The sequence below is a fragment of the Enterobacter sp. B79-1 genome (genome assembly GCF_057444735.1).
Map to the genome: position 1 here is coordinate 38,748 of NZ_JBYAZJ010000010.1, position 16,545 is coordinate 55,292.

16 protein-coding genes are annotated in these 16,545 nt (G+C 57.3%); 9 read left to right on the forward strand and 7 right to left on the reverse strand.

What is annotated here, in order from left to right:
• The first annotated feature begins 30 nt into the window (after window positions 1-30).
• The 5 genes from AC2T6E_RS21000 to AC2T6E_RS21020 all read left to right on the forward strand — a co-directional run bounded on the left by AC2T6E_RS21000 (window position 31) and on the right by AC2T6E_RS21020 (window position 5,214).
• The gene (locus AC2T6E_RS21000) at window positions 31-243 is read left to right on the forward strand and encodes a YdgH/BhsA/McbA family protein (RefSeq protein ID WP_015569916.1); all 213 of its coding nucleotides are present in this window, start codon (window positions 31-33) and stop codon (window positions 241-243) included.
• Between the two features lie 457 nt (window positions 244-700).
• Window positions 701-1,408: a DUF1120 domain-containing protein gene (locus AC2T6E_RS21005; protein ID WP_278436044.1), complete on the forward strand. Its 708-nt coding sequence runs from the start codon at window positions 701-703 to the stop codon at window positions 1,406-1,408.
• 78 nt (window positions 1,409-1,486) lie between these two features.
• Window positions 1,487-2,173 carry a fimbria/pilus chaperone family protein gene (locus tag AC2T6E_RS21010; RefSeq protein ID WP_486693129.1) on the forward strand — a complete coding sequence of 229 codons (687 nt, stop codon included), beginning with the start codon at window positions 1,487-1,489 and terminating at the stop codon, window positions 2,171-2,173.
• 27 nt (window positions 2,174-2,200) lie between these two features.
• Window positions 2,201-4,624 carry a fimbrial biogenesis usher protein gene (locus AC2T6E_RS21015; RefSeq protein WP_260663340.1) on the forward strand — a complete coding sequence of 808 codons (2,424 nt, stop codon included), beginning with the start codon at window positions 2,201-2,203 and terminating at the stop codon, window positions 4,622-4,624.
• Window positions 4,615-5,214, forward strand: coding sequence for a DUF1120 domain-containing protein (locus AC2T6E_RS21020; protein ID WP_486693131.1), 600 nt, complete (start codon window positions 4,615-4,617; stop codon window positions 5,212-5,214). The genes AC2T6E_RS21015 and AC2T6E_RS21020 overlap by 10 nt, the downstream gene beginning before the upstream one ends.
• 42 nt (window positions 5,215-5,256) lie before the next feature.
• On the opposite strand, the gene AC2T6E_RS21025 is transcribed toward AC2T6E_RS21020, so the two are convergent.
• Together AC2T6E_RS21025 and AC2T6E_RS21030 are read right to left on the reverse strand one after the other, a co-directional pair.
• Window positions 5,257-5,580 (reverse strand): AzlD domain-containing protein, encoded by a 324-nt coding sequence (locus AC2T6E_RS21025; RefSeq protein ID WP_108417964.1) that lies wholly within the window; start codon window positions 5,578-5,580, stop codon window positions 5,257-5,259.
• On the reverse strand, window positions 5,580-6,239 hold the full coding sequence (locus AC2T6E_RS21030) for an AzlC family ABC transporter permease (protein WP_010436869.1): 660 nt from the start codon (window positions 6,237-6,239) through the stop codon (window positions 5,580-5,582). Before AC2T6E_RS21030 ends, AC2T6E_RS21025 begins: the two co-directional genes overlap by 1 nt.
• A 104-nt stretch (window positions 6,240-6,343) precedes the next feature.
• Between AC2T6E_RS21030 and AC2T6E_RS21035 the strand changes: the two genes are divergently transcribed.
• The 4 genes from AC2T6E_RS21035 (at window position 6,344) to AC2T6E_RS21050 (ending at window position 11,455) form a co-directional block, all read left to right on the forward strand.
• A complete protein-coding gene (locus AC2T6E_RS21035) occupies window positions 6,344-6,892 on the forward strand; it encodes a helix-turn-helix domain-containing protein (protein WP_010436871.1) in 549 nt (182 codons plus the stop codon).
• 17 nt (window positions 6,893-6,909) lie between these two features.
• Window positions 6,910-7,905, forward strand: coding sequence for a LacI family DNA-binding transcriptional regulator (locus tag AC2T6E_RS21040; RefSeq protein WP_486693135.1), 996 nt, complete (start codon window positions 6,910-6,912; stop codon window positions 7,903-7,905).
• A gap of 104 nt (window positions 7,906-8,009) precedes the next feature.
• A complete protein-coding gene (locus tag AC2T6E_RS21045; protein ID WP_486693137.1) occupies window positions 8,010-10,133 on the forward strand; it encodes an alpha-galactosidase in 2,124 nt (707 codons plus the stop codon).
• 44 nt (window positions 10,134-10,177) lie between these two features.
• Window positions 10,178-11,455, forward strand: coding sequence for an MFS transporter (locus AC2T6E_RS21050; RefSeq protein ID WP_042716414.1), 1,278 nt, complete (start codon window positions 10,178-10,180; stop codon window positions 11,453-11,455).
• Here AC2T6E_RS21050 and rhaM read toward each other — a convergent pair.
• The 5 genes from rhaM to AC2T6E_RS21075 all read right to left on the reverse strand — a co-directional run bounded on the left by rhaM (window position 11,443) and on the right by AC2T6E_RS21075 (window position 16,510).
• A complete protein-coding gene (rhaM, locus tag AC2T6E_RS21055; RefSeq protein ID WP_120159766.1) occupies window positions 11,443-11,757 on the reverse strand; it encodes an L-rhamnose mutarotase in 315 nt (104 codons plus the stop codon). The two genes, AC2T6E_RS21050 and rhaM, sit on opposite strands and share 13 nt — an antisense overlap.
• On the reverse strand, window positions 11,754-12,902 hold the full coding sequence (gene fucO / locus AC2T6E_RS21060) for a lactaldehyde reductase (RefSeq protein WP_447853743.1): 1,149 nt from the start codon (window positions 12,900-12,902) through the stop codon (window positions 11,754-11,756). Before fucO ends, rhaM begins: the two co-directional genes overlap by 4 nt.
• A 97-nt stretch (window positions 12,903-12,999) precedes the next feature.
• The gene (locus AC2T6E_RS21065) at window positions 13,000-14,007 is read right to left on the reverse strand and encodes an ABC transporter permease (protein ID WP_174340275.1); all 1,008 of its coding nucleotides are present in this window, start codon (window positions 14,005-14,007) and stop codon (window positions 13,000-13,002) included.
• Window positions 14,004-15,008 carry an ABC transporter permease gene (locus AC2T6E_RS21070; protein WP_316468381.1) on the reverse strand — a complete coding sequence of 335 codons (1,005 nt, stop codon included), beginning with the start codon at window positions 15,006-15,008 and terminating at the stop codon, window positions 14,004-14,006. The genes AC2T6E_RS21065 and AC2T6E_RS21070 overlap by 4 nt, the downstream gene beginning before the upstream one ends.
• Window positions 15,008-16,510, reverse strand: coding sequence for a sugar ABC transporter ATP-binding protein (locus AC2T6E_RS21075; RefSeq protein ID WP_330754683.1), 1,503 nt, complete (start codon window positions 16,508-16,510; stop codon window positions 15,008-15,010). The genes AC2T6E_RS21070 and AC2T6E_RS21075 overlap by 1 nt, the downstream gene beginning before the upstream one ends.
• Window positions 16,511-16,545 lie beyond the last annotated feature (35 nt).

Below are 16,545 nucleotides of genomic sequence, written 5' to 3' on the forward strand. Positions count from 1 at the left end.
CCTAAACAACTTAATGAAAGGGTTTATCTCATGAAAAGCATCAAAACTTTTGTCGCTGTAATCGCTCTGGCTGCTTCTTTCGGTTCTTTCGCTGCGCAGACAGTAACCGCTTCCGCCTCTACGCTGGACGGTGCAGAAGCAAAAATTGCTGCACAGGCTCAGGAAGCAGGTGCATCATCGTACAAAATTACCCAAGCATTCACCGGTAACCGCGTACACATGACCGCTGAACTGAATAAATAGGTCTTGTAGCCACTGTCCCTTGCTCTTCGGAGCAGGGACAGGTTGTTCTTCTGCTCCCTTCTGCTTTCTCCTCCCGCCAAAACAGTCATATCCTCCTGGATAATCCTGATTAACAAAATAAATAAAAGTAAAAACCCTGTTTCTGATGTAACTTTTGTTTAAAAAACAATAATCTTATAAATAAGTCAAATGAATGGTCTGGCCAGTTGATTTCATATATTCCTTTAGTGAATGATTTTGGTGGCTGCAATCTTTATTTTGAAGGTTTACATATATAATAATTATTATTGATCTTGAGATTTAAGGAACTCCTCAGGCGCTAATCCTAAAAGATTTTGGGGCTATTGATCTGAGCTATCTGTAATGCTATTTTCCAAAATAATGCTTTGTAGCACTCCCTCAGGCCAAATATTAATTATTTGGCATATTTTGTATTTCACTTTTATAAGGAAATTAAATGAACGCGATGTTCAAAAAAGGAATGCTGGCGTCCGCGCTGGCTGTCGTGGCGTCCTCTGCTATGGCCGCTTCAAGTGTTGATATTCAGGTGACCGGTAAAATCGTTCCCGCTTCCTGTACGCCTGCATTTATTAGCGGTGGTGGTATTGCTGATTATGGCACGATAAGTGTGTCTTCACTGAATTCCACGTCGGCTACACCTTTGGCGGATGTGAAAATTATTCCTATTTCTATTACCTGCGAAGAGCCCACGCGCATTGCAGTAACGTTTAATGATGCCCATGCGGACTCAGGACCAACTCAAGTTTTGCCGACCAATTTTATTGATACGGAATTTGGCAGAGAGGCGTACCAAACCGCAGGGCTGGGTATGTACAATGGTAAGAAAATTGGTGCCTATTCATTAGGGATTCAGATGACGAAAGGCGCTGTCACGAACGACGCTGGCGATGAACTGTATCCTACCGCATCGCGCGATAACGGAACATCATGGGCAACCACAGGCGGAGAGCGCTATTTAAAAGTTAGCACAGACAAAAGCGAATTATATTCCTTCAGTGACACCTTGGGCGGCACGCCTGTCGCACAAACCAACGTTAACTTTAACGTAGGTGTCGCCGCGATGATTAACCCAACTAACGATTTAAATATCACGGATGAAGCCACGCTTGACGGCTTAACCAACGTTGAGTTGGTTTATCTGTAATCACTCCTCACGCATTTTGAAATACCTGACACCTCACTCCGGTGGGGTGTCATTTATCGATATTAATGGACTAATATTATGCTGCTTTTCAAGAGAACGCTGATCTGTGCCTGCCTGCTGGCCTCATTCAACGGTATGGCTGCCGGGATGGTGCCGGATACCTCGCTGCTTATTGTCAATGAAGACAAGCAGGGAGCCAGCATGGATGTCAAAAACACCGATGCTGAAGCACAGCTGCTGTACACCAAAATTATAGATCTCCCGGATGACCCAAAACCTGGCCTGATTGCCACGCAGCCGGTTGTGCGCGTAGAGGCGGGTAAAACCCAGCGCGTACGCTTTGTCCTGAAAAGCAGCGCTGAGCCACTGAAGGTGGAACATTTCAAGCGCGTTATTTTTACCGCCATCCCGCAGCGTGAAAAAAACAAAGTTAAAGTGGTGTTTAGCCAGAATCTTCCCGCCATTATTCACCCGGCAGGTCTGGCGGTAAATATTGAGCCCTGGAAGGCCCTCACCTGGCAGATTAACAATGGCAACGTGACGGTGGAGAACACTACGCCTTATGTGGTCCGCATGGAGCAAAAGGTAAAATTAATGGCGTCGGGTACGGTCGCGAAATTGAATAAGACTTATATTCTTCCTGGCGAAAAAATGACGGCCAGCGCGTCAGCCAAAATATCAGCATCCGAAAAACAAATCGAAATCTATCCGGCAACGCGCTATGGCTATAAGGCAAGTAGTTATATTGCCGACCTTAAGCAATAAAATCACTTAACGGTACATGGAGTAGTTATGTTAAACGGTTCCTGTAAAAAGGGAATGCTCGTGTTTTGCCTTAGCGCGTTGGCATTTAATATTCGGGCTGAAATCTCCTCTACGGCAAATGAATCAATGGAGCTGGCGCGAGCCATATTTGATGGTGATGCGTTAAAAAATAACGGGCTTGATCCGGCCATTGCGGATTACTATTCCCTTGCTCCCCGTTTTACCCCTGGCTACCATAATGTGACGGTTAATATTAACGGTAAGCCGCGCAATATTATGCCGGTGAAATTTGATGAAGAAGGAACGCCCTGTATTGATAAAGAGTTTCTGGAAAACGCGGGTCTGATTAAACAGATAAAAAGAGGGGCCTGTCCGAAGATTCATCAATACTGGTCCGGGTCAACGATTCAGACGTCACCAGATATTGAAGAAATATCGGTGGTCGTTCCGCCGGAAGCGGTAGATCCTGATTATGGCCGCCAGTTCGCAGAGGTAAGCGGCGGACGTGCAGCCATGCTGAATTACTCCATGTTCGGCACCCATAATCAATATGATGGTGACAACGCCGACCGTTTCCAGTCGACCTTTGAAATGGGCTTTAACGCCGGCGACTGGATTGTACGCAGCACGCAGTTTATTAGCGACGGCAGCGATCAGGGTTTTGACGTCGAGTCTCTCTACACCTATGCCCAACGTACCTTTACCGATTACGGCGTCATGGTGCAGGGCGGCCAGATTAACGTCGCCAACAGCCGCTTCAGTATCCCGAGTATTTACGGGGTCCAGATGATGCCGGATACCGCACTCGCTTCCCAGGCGGGTACAGGTGTCGAAGTCAGCGGTATTGCCCGTAATCCGCAGGCGCGCGTCGATATCCGCCAGGGCGGACAGCTCATCTACTCCACGTTGGTTCCCGCCGGGCCGTTTAACTTAGATGATGTGCCGCTGGCTAATCTTAATACCGACCTGAACGTAACCGTCACTGAGACTGACGGCAGCGAAAACCGGTTCACCGTCTCGGCAAGTACGTTCCGCAGTAATCATGTGGGGCGCGCACCAGGGTTTACGCTGGCTGCGGGTCGTGTGGAAGATATGGATTCGCGGTTCGAAAACCCGTGGGTAGTTTCAGCCAACAACGGCTGGTCTCTCAACAAGCGGATGAATTTCCTCGCCGGCATGGTCATGGCGGATAACCACTATTACGGATTCTCCGGCAACCTGGATACCGTGCCCATGCAGAACCTGTATGCCTCGCTGGGTTTTCTGGCGTCAATCGACAACCAGACGCAAACCGACGGCAACAAAACGACGCTGGATTTGGGGTATGCCCTGCCATGGGGCATTGGACTTTCGCTGGGCGGCAGCTACGGCACCCCGGATTATCGCGAGATGACGGAACTCTACGGTGACGATGACGATATGTCGCAAACCAAATACGACTCTACCGTCGGCATCAACTGGTCAAACGCGACGCTTGGCCGCTTCTCTCTAAGCTATTACCGCAATGAGAGCTGGAACAGCGAATACGACAGCCGCCGGTTTATCTCGTCGTGGTCACAAACCTTTAAATACTTCAACGTGAGCGTGAACTGGGAGTCGGATGTCAGCCGAAATGACAGTAGCGATAACGACCAGTTTTACGTCAACGTGTCGATCCCGCTTGGGCGGTCCGGGGTGACGACCAGCTCCTGGTATCGCGAGAGTGAAGGTAAGAGCTCCTACGGCACGCGGGCGATGGGCTCGCTCAACGCTGAGAACCAGTACATGGTTGGGGTCACTCAGGACCAGGATGAAAACACCACCAGTTGGGATAGTTCGTTGAACAGTAATCTGCATTACACCAACCTGGCGTTGGCCGCAGGGGGAGATAACGACAACAATACCAACTACTCTGCATCGTTAAGCGGTGGCATTGTCGCCCACAGCGACGGGGTGACTTTCTCGCCTTACCGCGTTAGCGATACCTATGCCATTGCCAGACTGGATAAACCGGTGGCCGGTATCGAGATTGACACCACGCGCGGCGCGGTATGGACGGACAAATGGGGCCGGGCAATTATTCCTGCGCTGACGCCGTTCCGTGAAAGCTCGATTGAGATCAACACGGAAAGTCTGCCAGGCAATCTGGACGTGAGAAACGGCCGAACGGCGATCAAAGCGTCTCACGGCGCCGTGGCGAAGTGGGAGTTTGCGACGTTAAGCCAGCGCCGCGTGCTGCTCAATATTCAACGTGCGGACGGCACGCCGCTGCCGGAAGGGGTCTCGATTGTAGACGCCGCAGGGGAGTATGTGACGAGCGCACCCGAAGATGGCGTGATCTTCCTGAACGATATCTCCGCCAGCCAGCAGCTGTATGCGAAGCTGGATGAAGGGCGTTGCAAGCTGACGTATACCCTGCCAGAGGCGGAACCAAATAAATTCTATGAAGAGGTGACAGGGAAATGTCTCTGAACAACGTTCGTCAATACGCGCTGATGCTTGTGTTGCTCTGCGGCGCATCGGGCCTTCCGGGGATGGCGAAGGCCGCTGAGGAAGACTGTGACATGATGTCGGCTGTGAAGAAAGTCGATTACGGGCGCTACCGTAAGGAGGATATGCGGAAGGCCTCCACTGAGCATGTGGGTAAGGTCTATAACGGTTATGCCTCGGTCACGCGCGAGTTTCAGGTTTCCGTCCTGTGCCCCGATGCGCGCAAAATGCGCATTTCCGTTGACGGTGCTGCCCGACAGAACATGGCGTATCGCTTTACGGACAGCGGCGCAATGAAAATCGAATTCAGGGATGGGCGCGTTGACGGGACTCCGGTGCAACTGGCTGCGGTCGATATTGGTGCGGTTGCCGTTCAGGGTGGCGCATCACAGGTTACGCTGAAGCCTGAAAAAGCCCTGGCTGCGGTTAACGGCACGGAAGTGGTGGGCGAGCAGTTCACCGCCACCATGATGATTACGACCTATCTTTCTGACGAAGCATTTGGCGTTACCAACACCACGGATTTTAACGAGATGCTTACCCTTAACGTCGATACGCTTCCTGCGCGATAACCTCTATGATGCCCGACAGACCTGTTCTGTCGGGCATTCTTCTTAGTGGAGCCCCGCCAGACGCAGCAGCGCCGTTACCACCGCTGCCGCCACGATCACCACAATTAACGGCATCTTCCGCCAGGCCAGAAACACCGCAAACGCCACGCCCAGCACCCGCGCCATCCCGGCGAAATGTTCCCCTTCATAAAACGTGGTCGCCAGCGCCACCGAAAACAGCAACACCGTTGCCGCATCGGAAAGCAGCGCCTGTGAACGCTCTGACAATGCAAGCCTGCTGCCCAGTTTTGCCCCGCCGAGGCGCATCAAATACGTTCCCAGAGAAAGAACGGCGATGCCGAGAATAAAGACCGTCATGTTTCCCATTATTTTTTCCTCGCGGCAAGGCCGAGTAAAGAGAGCAGCACCGGCAGGCCCACCGGGGCAAACGGCACGGCGGCCAGCGACAATACGGCACCGCTGCAGGCGCGGATTAGCGTGGTGCGGTTTTTAAACGCAGGCACCACTAACGCCAGCAAAATGGCGGGAAATACCGCATCCAGACCGATGGTTTCCGGGTCTGGCAACAGTTTGCCGACCATGGCACCCAGCAGCGCGCCCAGCGGCCAGATGATTGCCACGCCCAAACCGCACAGCCAGTAGGCCGCTTTACGCTGTTCTGGGGTTTTCTGCGACAGGCCGAACACTACGCTTTCATCGTTCATGATGTGGCAGCCCAAAAAGCTCAGGCCGCGCTTGCCCACCAGTTCCCGCACCGTCACGCCAAACGGCACGTGGCGGGCGTTCACCAGTAATCCGGCTGCCGCTGCGGCCAGCGGGTTCCCACCGCTCGCCACGATGCCGATAAACATAAATTCCGATGCGCCCGCCAGCACGGTAAGGGAGAGCACAAACGGCACCCACAGCGGGAAACCGTAGGCCATCGCCAGCGAGCCGTAGGACATCCCGACCACGCCCACCGCGAGGCAAACCAGGATGATTGCTTTGATCGTGTCGCCTTTCAGGCAGGAGAGATGATGCTTCATACAATTTTAGCCATATCGAACGTGTATCCATTATAATGAACGCAACAGAGACGTTTTTCAAGACGAACGATTCGTTCGATTTATAGAACAAAAAGGGCCGTTTTATGACGCAGCCAATCAGCGTGATCGCCAAAAGCCTGGTGCGAGAACGCCTGCGAACCGGGCTTTCACTGGCGGAAATTGCCCGTCGTGCCGGGATCGCCAAATCCACGCTTTCCCAACTGGAGTCCGGTAACGGTAACCCGAGCCTGGAGACGCTGTGGTCGCTTTGCGTGGCGCTGGATATCCCTTTCGCCCGCCTGCTGGAACCACAGCAGACGACAACACAGGTCATCCGCCGTGGAGAGGGAACGAAGGTCGTTGCCGGGCAGGCTAACTACGAAGCTATTTTGCTGGCGGCGTGTCCGCCGGGCGCGCGGCGCGACATCTATCTGCTGCTCACCCAGCCGGGCGCAGACCGTATATCCCAGCCGCATCCGCCGGGGTCCGTTGAACATATTATTGTGACGCAGGGGCGCGCGCTGGTCGGCCTGATCGACGCAGCGGAAGAACTCGGCCCGGGGGATTACATCTGTTATCCCGCCGATCTGCCGCATATCTTTAAGGCGCTGGAGCCGGATACGCACGCGCTGCTGGTGGCGGAACAGAACTAACAGAGATACGGAAACTCATGTCGCTTAAAGCCATTGCCAAAGAACTGGGGCTGTCAGTCACCACCGTCAGCCGCGCACTCAACGGATATGACGACGTCTCCGCCGAGACGCGCGCCCGCGTGGAAGCAGAGGCTCAGCGCCGTGGCTACCGACCTAACACCTTCGCCCGCCGCCTCAAGATGGGCAAAATCGACGCCGTCGGGCTGGTGTTCCCCGTGCATCCCGTTCCGCTCAATAATAGCGTTTTTATGGACATGGTCGGCGAAATTAGCCACGAACTGGCGCGACATGAAATCGATTTACTGCTGATTGCCGATGATGATTTGGCCGATAAGCACAGCTACATGCGCATGGTGCAGAGCCGCCGCGTGGATGCGCTGATCGTAGCGCACACGCTGGACCACGATCCGCGTCTTGAGCAGCTTCAGACCGCCGGTTTTCCATTCCTGGCGCTCGGGCGCAGCCACCTCCCGCAGCCGTACGCGTGGTTTGACTTCGACAACTACGCCGGTACGCATCAGGCTACCCGCTGGCTGATCGAGAAAGGCCATCAGCGCATTGCGTTGCTCGGTGAAAGCAACAATCAGGCGTTTATTACCCAGCGTCGTCAGGGCTTTCTCGATGCCCTCCGAGAAGCCGGGCTTTCCAGCGAATGGCTGCGCGCCATGCCGCCGTCGCGCCGCGTGGGGTATGCCACCACCAAAGAGCTTCTCGCTCTGCCGCAGCCGCCCACGGCCATCATTACCGACTGCAACACCCACGGCGACGGCGCGGCGATGGCGCTGGCGCAGATGGGGCGCTTATCCGGCGACAACGCCGTCTCGCTGGTGGTCTACGACGGCCTGCCGCAGGACAGCATTGTCGATATCGACGTAGCGTCAGTCATTCAGTCCACCCGTCAGGGCGTCGGAAAACAGATTGCCAATATGGTGCGCCAGCTGATTAACGGCGACGATATCGAGCAGCTTCAGGTGCTCTGGCAGCCTGAATTCTCTCCGGGCCAGACGGCCTAAACCCACTAAAATTCCAAACCCGATCACAGAACCGAAACGTTTTGGTTTGTATCCGAAACGTTTCGGATCAACACTCAGGACATCCCGACGACAGGAGATGTCTGATGCAAGATTCCATTTTTCGACTCGAAAGCAATACGGTAGACGTGGTGGTTAAAACCCACCCGTTCGCCGAAATTCTCTACTGGGGGCCGCACCTTCAGCACTTTTCGCCACACGATGTGCTGAGCATTGCGCGCCCGGTGGCGAACGGCAGGCTGGATGTCGACTCCCCGGTCACGCTGATGGCGGAGCTGGGGCACGGCCTGTTTGGCTCGCCGGGCATTGAGGGGCATCGCCAGGGGCTGGACGGCTCCCCGGTGTTCAAAACTACGCAGGTGCAGCAGGCGTTAAACACTCTGACGATTACCGCTGAAGATGAACATGCGGGTCTGCGCCTGACCAGCGAGCTGGCGCTGGACGCCAGCGGCGTGCTGGTCGTGCGCCACGGCCTGACCAATCTGAAAGCGCTGCCGTGGCAGGTGGACCGTTTCGCCGTTACGCTGCCGGTGGCCGAGCGCGCGCAGGAGGTGATGGCCTTCCACGGACGCTGGATCCGGGAATTTCAGCCGCACCGCGTCAGGCTTGAACACGACAGCTTCGTGATTGAAAACCGTCGCGGTAAAACCTCCCACGAGCACTTCCCGGCGCTGATTGCCGGTTCGTCGTCGTTTAGCGAAATGCAGGGCGACGTCTGGGGCGTGCATCTGGGCTGGAGCGGCAACCATCGCCTGCGTGCGGAAGCGAAAACCGATGGTCGTCGCTACCTGCAGGCCGAAGCGCTCTACCTGTCGGGGGAAATGGCGGTTGAAGAGGGCGACACGCTCTGGACGCCGCGCCTGTATGCCAGCTACTCCATGCGGGGCCTGAACGGCATGAGCCAGTCGTTCCATCGCTATCTGCGCGATAACGTTATCCGCTTCCCGGAAAACAAACCGCGCCCGGTGCATCTCAATACCTGGGAAGGGATCTACTTCAACCACGATCCGGACTACATCATGCGCATGGCCGACGAGGCCGCAGCGCTTGGGGTGGAACGCTTTATTATCGACGACGGCTGGTTCAAAGGCCGCAACGACGATCGTGCCGCGCTGGGCGACTGGTATCTGGACGAGAAAAAATACCCGAACGGCCTGACGCCGGTGATCGACCACGTTAAACGGCTCGGCATGGAGTTTGGCATCTGGGTTGAGCCGGAGATGATCAACCCGGATTCCGATCTGTACCGCGCGCACCCTGACTGGGTGCTGGCGCTGCCGGGCTACGATCAGGCGACCGGGCGTCATCAGCTGGTGCTCAACCTGAACATACCTGAAGCCTTTGATTACCTCGTGGAGCGCATGAGCTGGCTGCTCGGCGAGCACGCGGTCGACTACGTGAAGTGGGACATGAACCGCGAGCTGGTGCAGCCGGGACACAAGGGTAAAGCCGCCGCCGACGCGCAGACCCGCCAGTTTTACCGCCTGCTGGACGTGCTGGGTGAGCGCTTCCCGCACATTGAGTTTGAATCCTGCTCGTCGGGCGGCGGGCGTATTGATTACGAAGTGCTGACCCGCAGCCACCGCTTCTGGGCGTCCGACAACAACGACGCGCTGGAGCGGAACACCATCCAGCGCGGCATGAGCTACTTCTTCCCGCCGGAGGTGATGGGCGCGCATATCGGTCATCATAAATGCCACGCCACCTTCCGCCAGCATAGCATCCAGTTTCGCGGGCTGACGGCCCTGTTTGGCCATATGGGGCTGGAGCTGGATCCGCTTACCGTCGATGAAGATGAACGCGAAGGCTATCGGCACTACGCCGCGCTGCACAAGCAGTGGCGCGAGGTGATCCACCATGGTACCCAGTGGCGTATGGATATGCCGGACGCTACCACCCTGGCACAGGGTATTGTGAGCAAAGACAAAGCGCAGGGGCTGTTTATGGTCAGTCAGCTTGCGATGCCGGATTACACCCTGATGATGCCGCTGCGCATGCCGGGGTTAGACGCCAGCGCGCAGTACCGCATCACGCTGCTCGATCACCCGAACATCCAGATTACGGGTGAGGGTGGACACACCATGCGCAAGCTGCCTTCGTGGATGGAAGCGCCGCAAACGGTGAGCGGCGAGTGGCTGATGCAGGCGGGTATTGCGCTGCCGATTCTGGACCCGGAGACCGCCATTTTGATTGGCGTCGAACGCGTGTAAGGTTGAAGGGCCGGGCAGCCGGCCCTCCGTTGAGGATAAAAATAATGAACACAACAACCTGTACCCACAAAGACAACCCTAACTTCTGGATCTTCGGGCTGTTCTTCTTTCTCTACTTCTTCATCATGGCCACCTGCTTTCCGTTCCTGCCGATCTGGCTGTCGGACATCATCGGCCTGAATAAAACCCATACCGGGATTGTCTTCTCCTGCATCTCGCTGTCGGCCATCGCCTTCCAGCCGGTGCTGGGCGTAATTTCGGACAAGCTTGGGCTGAAAAAACACCTGCTGTGGATCATCGCGGTGCTGCTGTTCCTGTTCGCACCGTTCTTCCTGTACGTCTTCGCGCCGCTGCTGAAAACCAATATCTGGCTGGGCGCGCTGAGCGGCGGGCTGTATATCGGCTTTGTCTTCTCGGCGGGATCGGGGGCAATTGAGGCCTACATCGAGCGCGTGAGCCGCAACAGCTTCTTCGAATACGGCAAGGCGCGCATGTTCGGCTGTCTCGGCTGGGGGCTATGCGCCTCAACGGGCGGCATCCTTTTTGGCATCGATCCGTCGTACGTTTTCTGGATGGGCTCGGGAGCAGCGCTGTTGCTGATGCTGCTGCTGGTCGTTGCGAAGCCGAAGCCCAACCAGACGGCGCAGGTCATGAACGCCCTGGGCGCAAACCAGCCGCAGATCACTGCCAAAACCGTGTTCAACCTGTTCCGCCAGCGCAGAATGTGGATGTTCATTCTGTACGTGATTGGCGTGGCCTGCGTGTATGACGTTTTCGACCAGCAGTTTGCCACCTTCTTTAAAACCTTCTTCGCCACGCCGCAGGAAGGCACCCGCGCCTTTGGCTTTGCCACCACGGCGGGGGAAATCTGTAACGCCATCATCATGTTCTGCTCGCCGTGGATCATTAACCGCATCGGCGCGAAAAACACGCTGCTGATCGCCGGGGTGATTATGGCGACGCGCATTATCGGCTCGTCGTTCGCCACCACCGCCGTGGAGGTGATTGCCCTCAAGATGCTGCACGCGCTGGAGGTCCCGTTCCTGCTGGTGGGTGCATTCAAGTACATTACGGGCGTGTTTGATACGCGGCTTTCGGCCACCATTTACCTGATCGGCTTCCAGTTTGCCAAACAGTCGGCGGCCATTTTCCTCTCCGCCTTTGCCGGGAATATGTATGACCGGATCGGCTTCCAGGAGACGTACCTGATGCTGGGATGTTTCGTGCTGGCGATAACGGTGGTGTCGGCGTTTACGCTGAGTGGCAGGCGGGAGATTGCTGCCGCCTCGGGGGCAGCAGCGTTAACACATCAGTCCAGGTAAAACACCTCTTTCAGCTCCGCGCTCACCGGGCTGTTATCCGGGTTCGACGGCATAACGTCACCCATATGCTTCCACCAGCGCTGGCAGACGTCGGTATTCGCTACCGCGTTCCAGCGCTCCTCCGATTCAATCTCCACGGTGGCAAACAGCAGGTTGCGGGCTTTGTCGAGATAGATGGCGTAGTGGTGCGCGCCGTGGGCTTTCAGCACCGCTTCCAGCTCGGGCCAGATAGGGTTGTGGCGGCGCGCGTACTCCTCGTGCGCGTCCGGGTTTACCTGCATCACAAAGGCTTTGCGGATCATAGTGCCTCCAGGTACAGCTCGCGGACCTCATCGCGGCTGGCGGTGCGCGGGTTGCACGGCGCGCACGGGTCGGCGAGGGCTTTATCCAGCCAGCCTTCGATGTCCGCTTTGGTCACGCCGAGCTTGCTGAAGCCGGACGGAATGCCGACGCGAGCGCTCAGGTCGCGAATCGCCTGAATGGCCGACATGCTGGCGGCTTCGTCGCTCATCCCCTGCGTATCGACGCCCATCGCCTGCGCCACGCGGGCGAAACGTGCGACCGCGTGCGGACGGTTAAAGTTTTCGATGATCGGCAGCAGGATGGCGTTGCATACGCCGTGCGGCAGGTTGTGCGTCGCGCCCGGCTGGTGCGCCAGCGCGTGAACGAGGCCAAGGCCCGCACTGTTAAACGCCATGCCCGCCAGATACTGACCAAACGCCATCTGCTCACGCGCTTCAAGGTGATGACCGTCTTCGACCGCTTTCGGCAGCCACAGGTTGATCAGGCGAATCGCTTCCAGCGCATTGGCATCAGTGAGCGGGTGCGCGCCGACGGACACGTAGGCTTCAATCGCATGAGTCAATGCATCCATGCCGGTTGCGGCGGTCACGGAGGCGGGAATATCGAGCATCACGCTGGCATCGTCCACGGCGATATCCGGGATGATGTTCGGATCGATGATGACCTCTTTCACCTGCCGCGCGGAGTCGATGATCACCGCGTTGCTGGTCATCTCCGCCGCCGTGCCTGCGGTGGTGTTGATCGCCACCAGCGGCACGCCCGCGTTTTTCACTTTGCCGACGCCGGAGTAATCGGTTGACGGACCAGGATTGGCGGTGAGGATTTTGATCGCCTTGGCGGTATCAATCGGGCTGCCGCCGCCGAAGGCAATCACGTAATCACACTCCGCGTCCTGATATGCCGAATAGCCTTTCTGCACCAGCGCCTCCGTCGGGTTCGGGAACACCTCATCGAACAGGTGATACGACATCTGATGGGCATCCAGCGCGTTAAACAGGCTGTCGAGCAGGCCGAGTTTTACCAGCTGACCGTCGGTGACAACCAGCGCCTTTCCCCACTGCTTGCTCGCCACCAGGTTGACCATATCGCCGATTGCGCCCGCGCCGTGCAGGCTGATTTTTGGCAGTGCCAACATAAAGCTCATGATAATTCTCCTTAATTACTGTGATTTTTATGCCCGGTGGCGCTGCGCTTGCGCGGGCCTACGGTTAAGTAGGCTGGGTAAACGCAGTGCCACCCGGCTATGAGATCCGTCTTCGCTGCATCACCCGGCGGGTAATAATCGGCAGCGAAATCACCACGATCAGCATCGCGCCGATAATCACCGACATCACGATGCCGGGCACGTTGAGCAGGCTCAGGCCAAAGGTCACCAGTCCCATCAGGAAGGCGGCGATAATCACGCCCACCATGCTGCCGGACCCGCCGAGAATATTGACGCCGCCGAGCACCGCCATCGTCACCACCGCCAGCTCCCAGCCCATCGCAATCGTCGGGCGGGTGCTGCCCAGGCGCGAGGTGAGCAGCACCGACGCCAGGCCGGACATCAGCCCCACCAGCGCGAACAGGATCAGGTTGTGGCGCTTCACGTTGATGCCGGAATACCACGCGCCGGTCGGGTTATTGCCGATGGCGTAGGTGCGGCGGCCAAAGTTGGTGCGGTGCAGCACAAAGGCAAACACCGCGGCCAGCACGATAAACAGCGCGAACTCAAACGACAGCGCGCCCCAGACGTAGCCCTGGCCGAACCAGGCGAAGCTTTCCGGGTAGCTGTTCAGCGCCTTATCGCCGAGCAGGATGTAGGTGATCCCGCGGTACAGGCTCATGGTGCCGATGGTGATAACGATGGACGACAGGTTGAAGCGCGTCACCAGAATGCCGTTGAACAGTCCGCACAGCAGCCCCACGCCCAGCCCGACGCAGACCAGCAGCGGCGTATCCACGCCCGCCGCCGCGCAGAAGCCCATCATCGTGGAGCTAAGCGCAATGGTGGATGCCACCGACAGGTCAATTTCCCGGGCGATAATCAGCATCGCCATCGGCAACACGATGATCGCTTTTTCGGTGAAGTTGAACGTCGCGTCGGAGAGATTCCAGACGTTGAGGAAGTAGGGTGAGGCCAGCGCGTTCACCACGAACACCGCCAGCGTCACCGCCAGCAGGAATCCTTCCCAGCACAGCAGGCGCTGGAAAATGCCCGGCACAGCAGGCACGTTTTTGATCTCTTCAGAGGCCATCATTTTGCTCATGATTTCACCGCCATTTTCTGACGTGCCAGCGCCGCGTCGCGCAGAATCAGCCGTCCTTTACGCCTGTTGCTGCGTTCGTTCAGCAGCACCGCAATGACGATCACCGTGCCGGAAATTGCCATTTGCCAGAACGGGGAGACGCCGATCACCGGTAGGGCGTTGTTTATCACGCCGAGGAACAGCGCGCCGAACAGGCAGCCGAGTACGCGCCCGGTGCCGCCCATGGTGCTGATGCCGCCAATCACGCAGGCGGCGACGACCTGCAGCTCAAAGCCATTCGCCACGTCGACATAGGCCACGGCGAAACGGGAAATCCACAGATACCCGCAGAACCCGGCCAACAGCCCGGAGAGGCAGAAGCTGACAAACTGCATTTTCCCGGCGTTGATCCCGGTGTAGTACGCCGCCGTAGCGTTGCCGCCCGCGGTATACAGCGCCCGTCCTGTACGGCTGTAGCGCAGGAAGTAGCCCACCAGCAGCAGCGCGGCGACGGCGCACCAGCTCAGGACCGGCAGGCCCAGCACGGAGGCGCGCGGCAGGCCGAGAAAGTCCGCGCCCATCTGGTTGGCGTTCACCCAGCCGCCGCCGGAGAGCAAAAAGATAATCCCGCGGTAGATGCTCATGGTGCCGAGCGTTACCACAATCGCCGGAATGCCCAGCTTCCACACCAGCAGGCCGTTAATCGCGCCCATCAGCAGCCCGAGCGCGCTGGCGAGGATCAGCAGTGCCCAGACCGGCACGTCCGGGTAATGGACGTTAATCAGGGCGACAATCATCCCGGTCAGCGCCAGATTGGCCGCCATCGACAGGTCGATACCTTTGGTGAGCAGCACCATCATCTGCCCGAGCGCGAGGACGATCAGAATGGAAGTGTCGTTAAACATCTCAACCAGGTTACCCGGTGTGATAAACGACGGCACGCGGCTGCCGATGGCGATGACCATCAGCACAATCACCGCGCCCAGCAGGGCTTCGCGGTGTTTTAACAGCGAGTTAAGCATTATGCCGCCTCCTGTTTTGCACCGCTGGCGGCGCTGACGATGGTTTCCGCCGTCGCGTCACCCGCCCGGTATTCGGCCACCATCAGCCCTTCGTGCATCACGATGATGCGGTCCGCCATGCCCATCACTTCCGGCAGTTCGGAGGAGACCATAATCACCGCCAGCCCCTGGCCGACCAGCTCTGACATAAATTGATGAACGGCTGCCTTTGAGCCGATATCAATGCCTTTTGTCGGCTCATCGAGGATGATCACGTCAGGATGCGTTGCCAGCCACTTACCGATAACCACCTTTTGCTGGTTGCCGCCGGAGAGGGTATCCACCGCCTGCTTCCAGCTAAAGGCTTTCACCTGCAGGCGTTTGGCGTATTCATCCGCCAGCCGCCATTCGCGGTCGTCGTGCAGCACGCCGTTCGGGTTGAGCTTGCCAAGCTGCGGCAGGCTGATGTTTTGGGCAATGGACAGTTCGATAATCGCGCCCTGCTTCTGCCGCTCTTCCGGCACGCAGACGATACCGGCTTTGATCGCATCCGCAGGCTGGCGGAAGCGCCGGGCCTGACCGTTAAGAATAATTTCGCCTGACGATGGCCGCGTGACGCCGGAAAGCGCCTGCATCAGCTCGGTACGCCCGGCGCCCACCAGCCCGTAGAAGCCGAGGATTTCCCCTTTACGCAGGGAGAAGGAGATATTGGCGAACTCGGTCGGGTGGCAGAGATTTTTTACCTCCAGCACCGTCTCGCCTTTTTCGCACGCCACCTTCGGGAAGGTCTGGGTGATGGCGCGCCCGACCATCATCGATACCATCCGCTCTTCGGTTATCGCACTCATCGCGCCTTCTCCGACGAACACGCCGTCGCGCAAAATGGTGTAGTGATCTGCAAGTTCGAAGATTTCGTCGAACTTGTGGGAGATAAACAGGATGGCCTTGCCCTCCTGCTTCAGGCGCTCAACGATTTGGTAAAACTCGAGGATTTCGTGCTGCGACAGCGCCGCTGTAGGTTCATCAAGAATAACCACCTGCGCCTCAAACGACAGCGCGCGGGCGATGGCAACCATGTGGCGCTGGGCGATGCTCAATGTTTTTAGCGTCGCGCGCGGGTCGATTTGCACCTCAAGACGGCTGAGGATCGCCTGCGCCCGGCGGTGCATCTCCGGCCAGTCGAGCGTTTTCAGAAAGCCTTTGTAGAGGTACTGCCCGACAAAGATATTTTCGGTGACCGAAAGTTCATCGAACAGGACGGTTTCCTGATGAATAGCGGTGATGCCGATCTTATGCGCCGAGTCCGGTGTCGGGAGGTGAACGGGGATCGCTTTGTAGAGGATCTCGCCCTCGTCGGGCTGGTAAATGCCGGTCATCACTTTAACCAGCGTCGACTTGCCCGCGCCGTTTTCGCCAATAAGCGCCGTCACTTTGCCGGGCCAGAGCGCAAGCTGCACGTTCTCAAGGGCACGCACGCCGGGGAACACCTTGGTGATGCCAGAAAGCTGTAGCAATGGGGTCATGATAGTTCTCCGTAGATTACCCCTCACCCTAACCC

Excerpts from the sequence above, each read along its gene's own strand:
- AC2T6E_RS21035 (WP_010436871.1), top strand. The coding sequence starts at position 6,344 with ATGACGCAGCCAATCAGCGTGATCGCCAAAAGCCTGGTGCGAGAACGC.
- AC2T6E_RS21075 (WP_330754683.1), bottom strand. The coding sequence starts at position 16,510 with ATGACCCCATTGCTACAGCTTTCTGGCATCACCAAGGTGTTCCCCGGC.
- AC2T6E_RS21045 (WP_486693137.1), top strand. The coding sequence starts at position 8,010 with ATGCAAGATTCCATTTTTCGACTCGAAAGCAATACGGTAGACGTGGTG.
- AC2T6E_RS21015 (WP_260663340.1), top strand. The coding sequence starts at position 2,201 with ATGTTAAACGGTTCCTGTAAAAAGGGAATGCTCGTGTTTTGCCTTAGC.
- AC2T6E_RS21000 (WP_015569916.1), top strand. The coding sequence starts at position 31 with ATGAAAAGCATCAAAACTTTTGTCGCTGTAATCGCTCTGGCTGCTTCT.
- AC2T6E_RS21025 (WP_108417964.1), bottom strand. The coding sequence starts at position 5,580 with ATGGGAAACATGACGGTCTTTATTCTCGGCATCGCCGTTCTTTCTCTG.
- AC2T6E_RS21050 (WP_042716414.1), top strand. The coding sequence starts at position 10,178 with ATGAACACAACAACCTGTACCCACAAAGACAACCCTAACTTCTGGATC.
- AC2T6E_RS21065 (WP_174340275.1), bottom strand. The coding sequence starts at position 14,007 with ATGAGCAAAATGATGGCCTCTGAAGAGATCAAAAACGTGCCTGCTGTG.
- AC2T6E_RS21010 (WP_486693129.1), top strand. The coding sequence starts at position 1,487 with ATGCTGCTTTTCAAGAGAACGCTGATCTGTGCCTGCCTGCTGGCCTCA.
- AC2T6E_RS21030 (WP_010436869.1), bottom strand. The coding sequence starts at position 6,239 with ATGAAGCATCATCTCTCCTGCCTGAAAGGCGACACGATCAAAGCAATC.
- AC2T6E_RS21070 (WP_316468381.1), bottom strand. The coding sequence starts at position 15,008 with ATGCTTAACTCGCTGTTAAAACACCGCGAAGCCCTGCTGGGCGCGGTG.
- fucO (WP_447853743.1), bottom strand. The coding sequence starts at position 12,902 with ATGAGCTTTATGTTGGCACTGCCAAAAATCAGCCTGCACGGCGCGGGC.
- AC2T6E_RS21020 (WP_486693131.1), top strand. The coding sequence starts at position 4,615 with ATGTCTCTGAACAACGTTCGTCAATACGCGCTGATGCTTGTGTTGCTC.
- AC2T6E_RS21005 (WP_278436044.1), top strand. The coding sequence starts at position 701 with ATGAACGCGATGTTCAAAAAAGGAATGCTGGCGTCCGCGCTGGCTGTC.
- AC2T6E_RS21040 (WP_486693135.1), top strand. The coding sequence starts at position 6,910 with ATGTCGCTTAAAGCCATTGCCAAAGAACTGGGGCTGTCAGTCACCACC.
- rhaM (WP_120159766.1), bottom strand. The coding sequence starts at position 11,757 with ATGATCCGCAAAGCCTTTGTGATGCAGGTAAACCCGGACGCGCACGAG.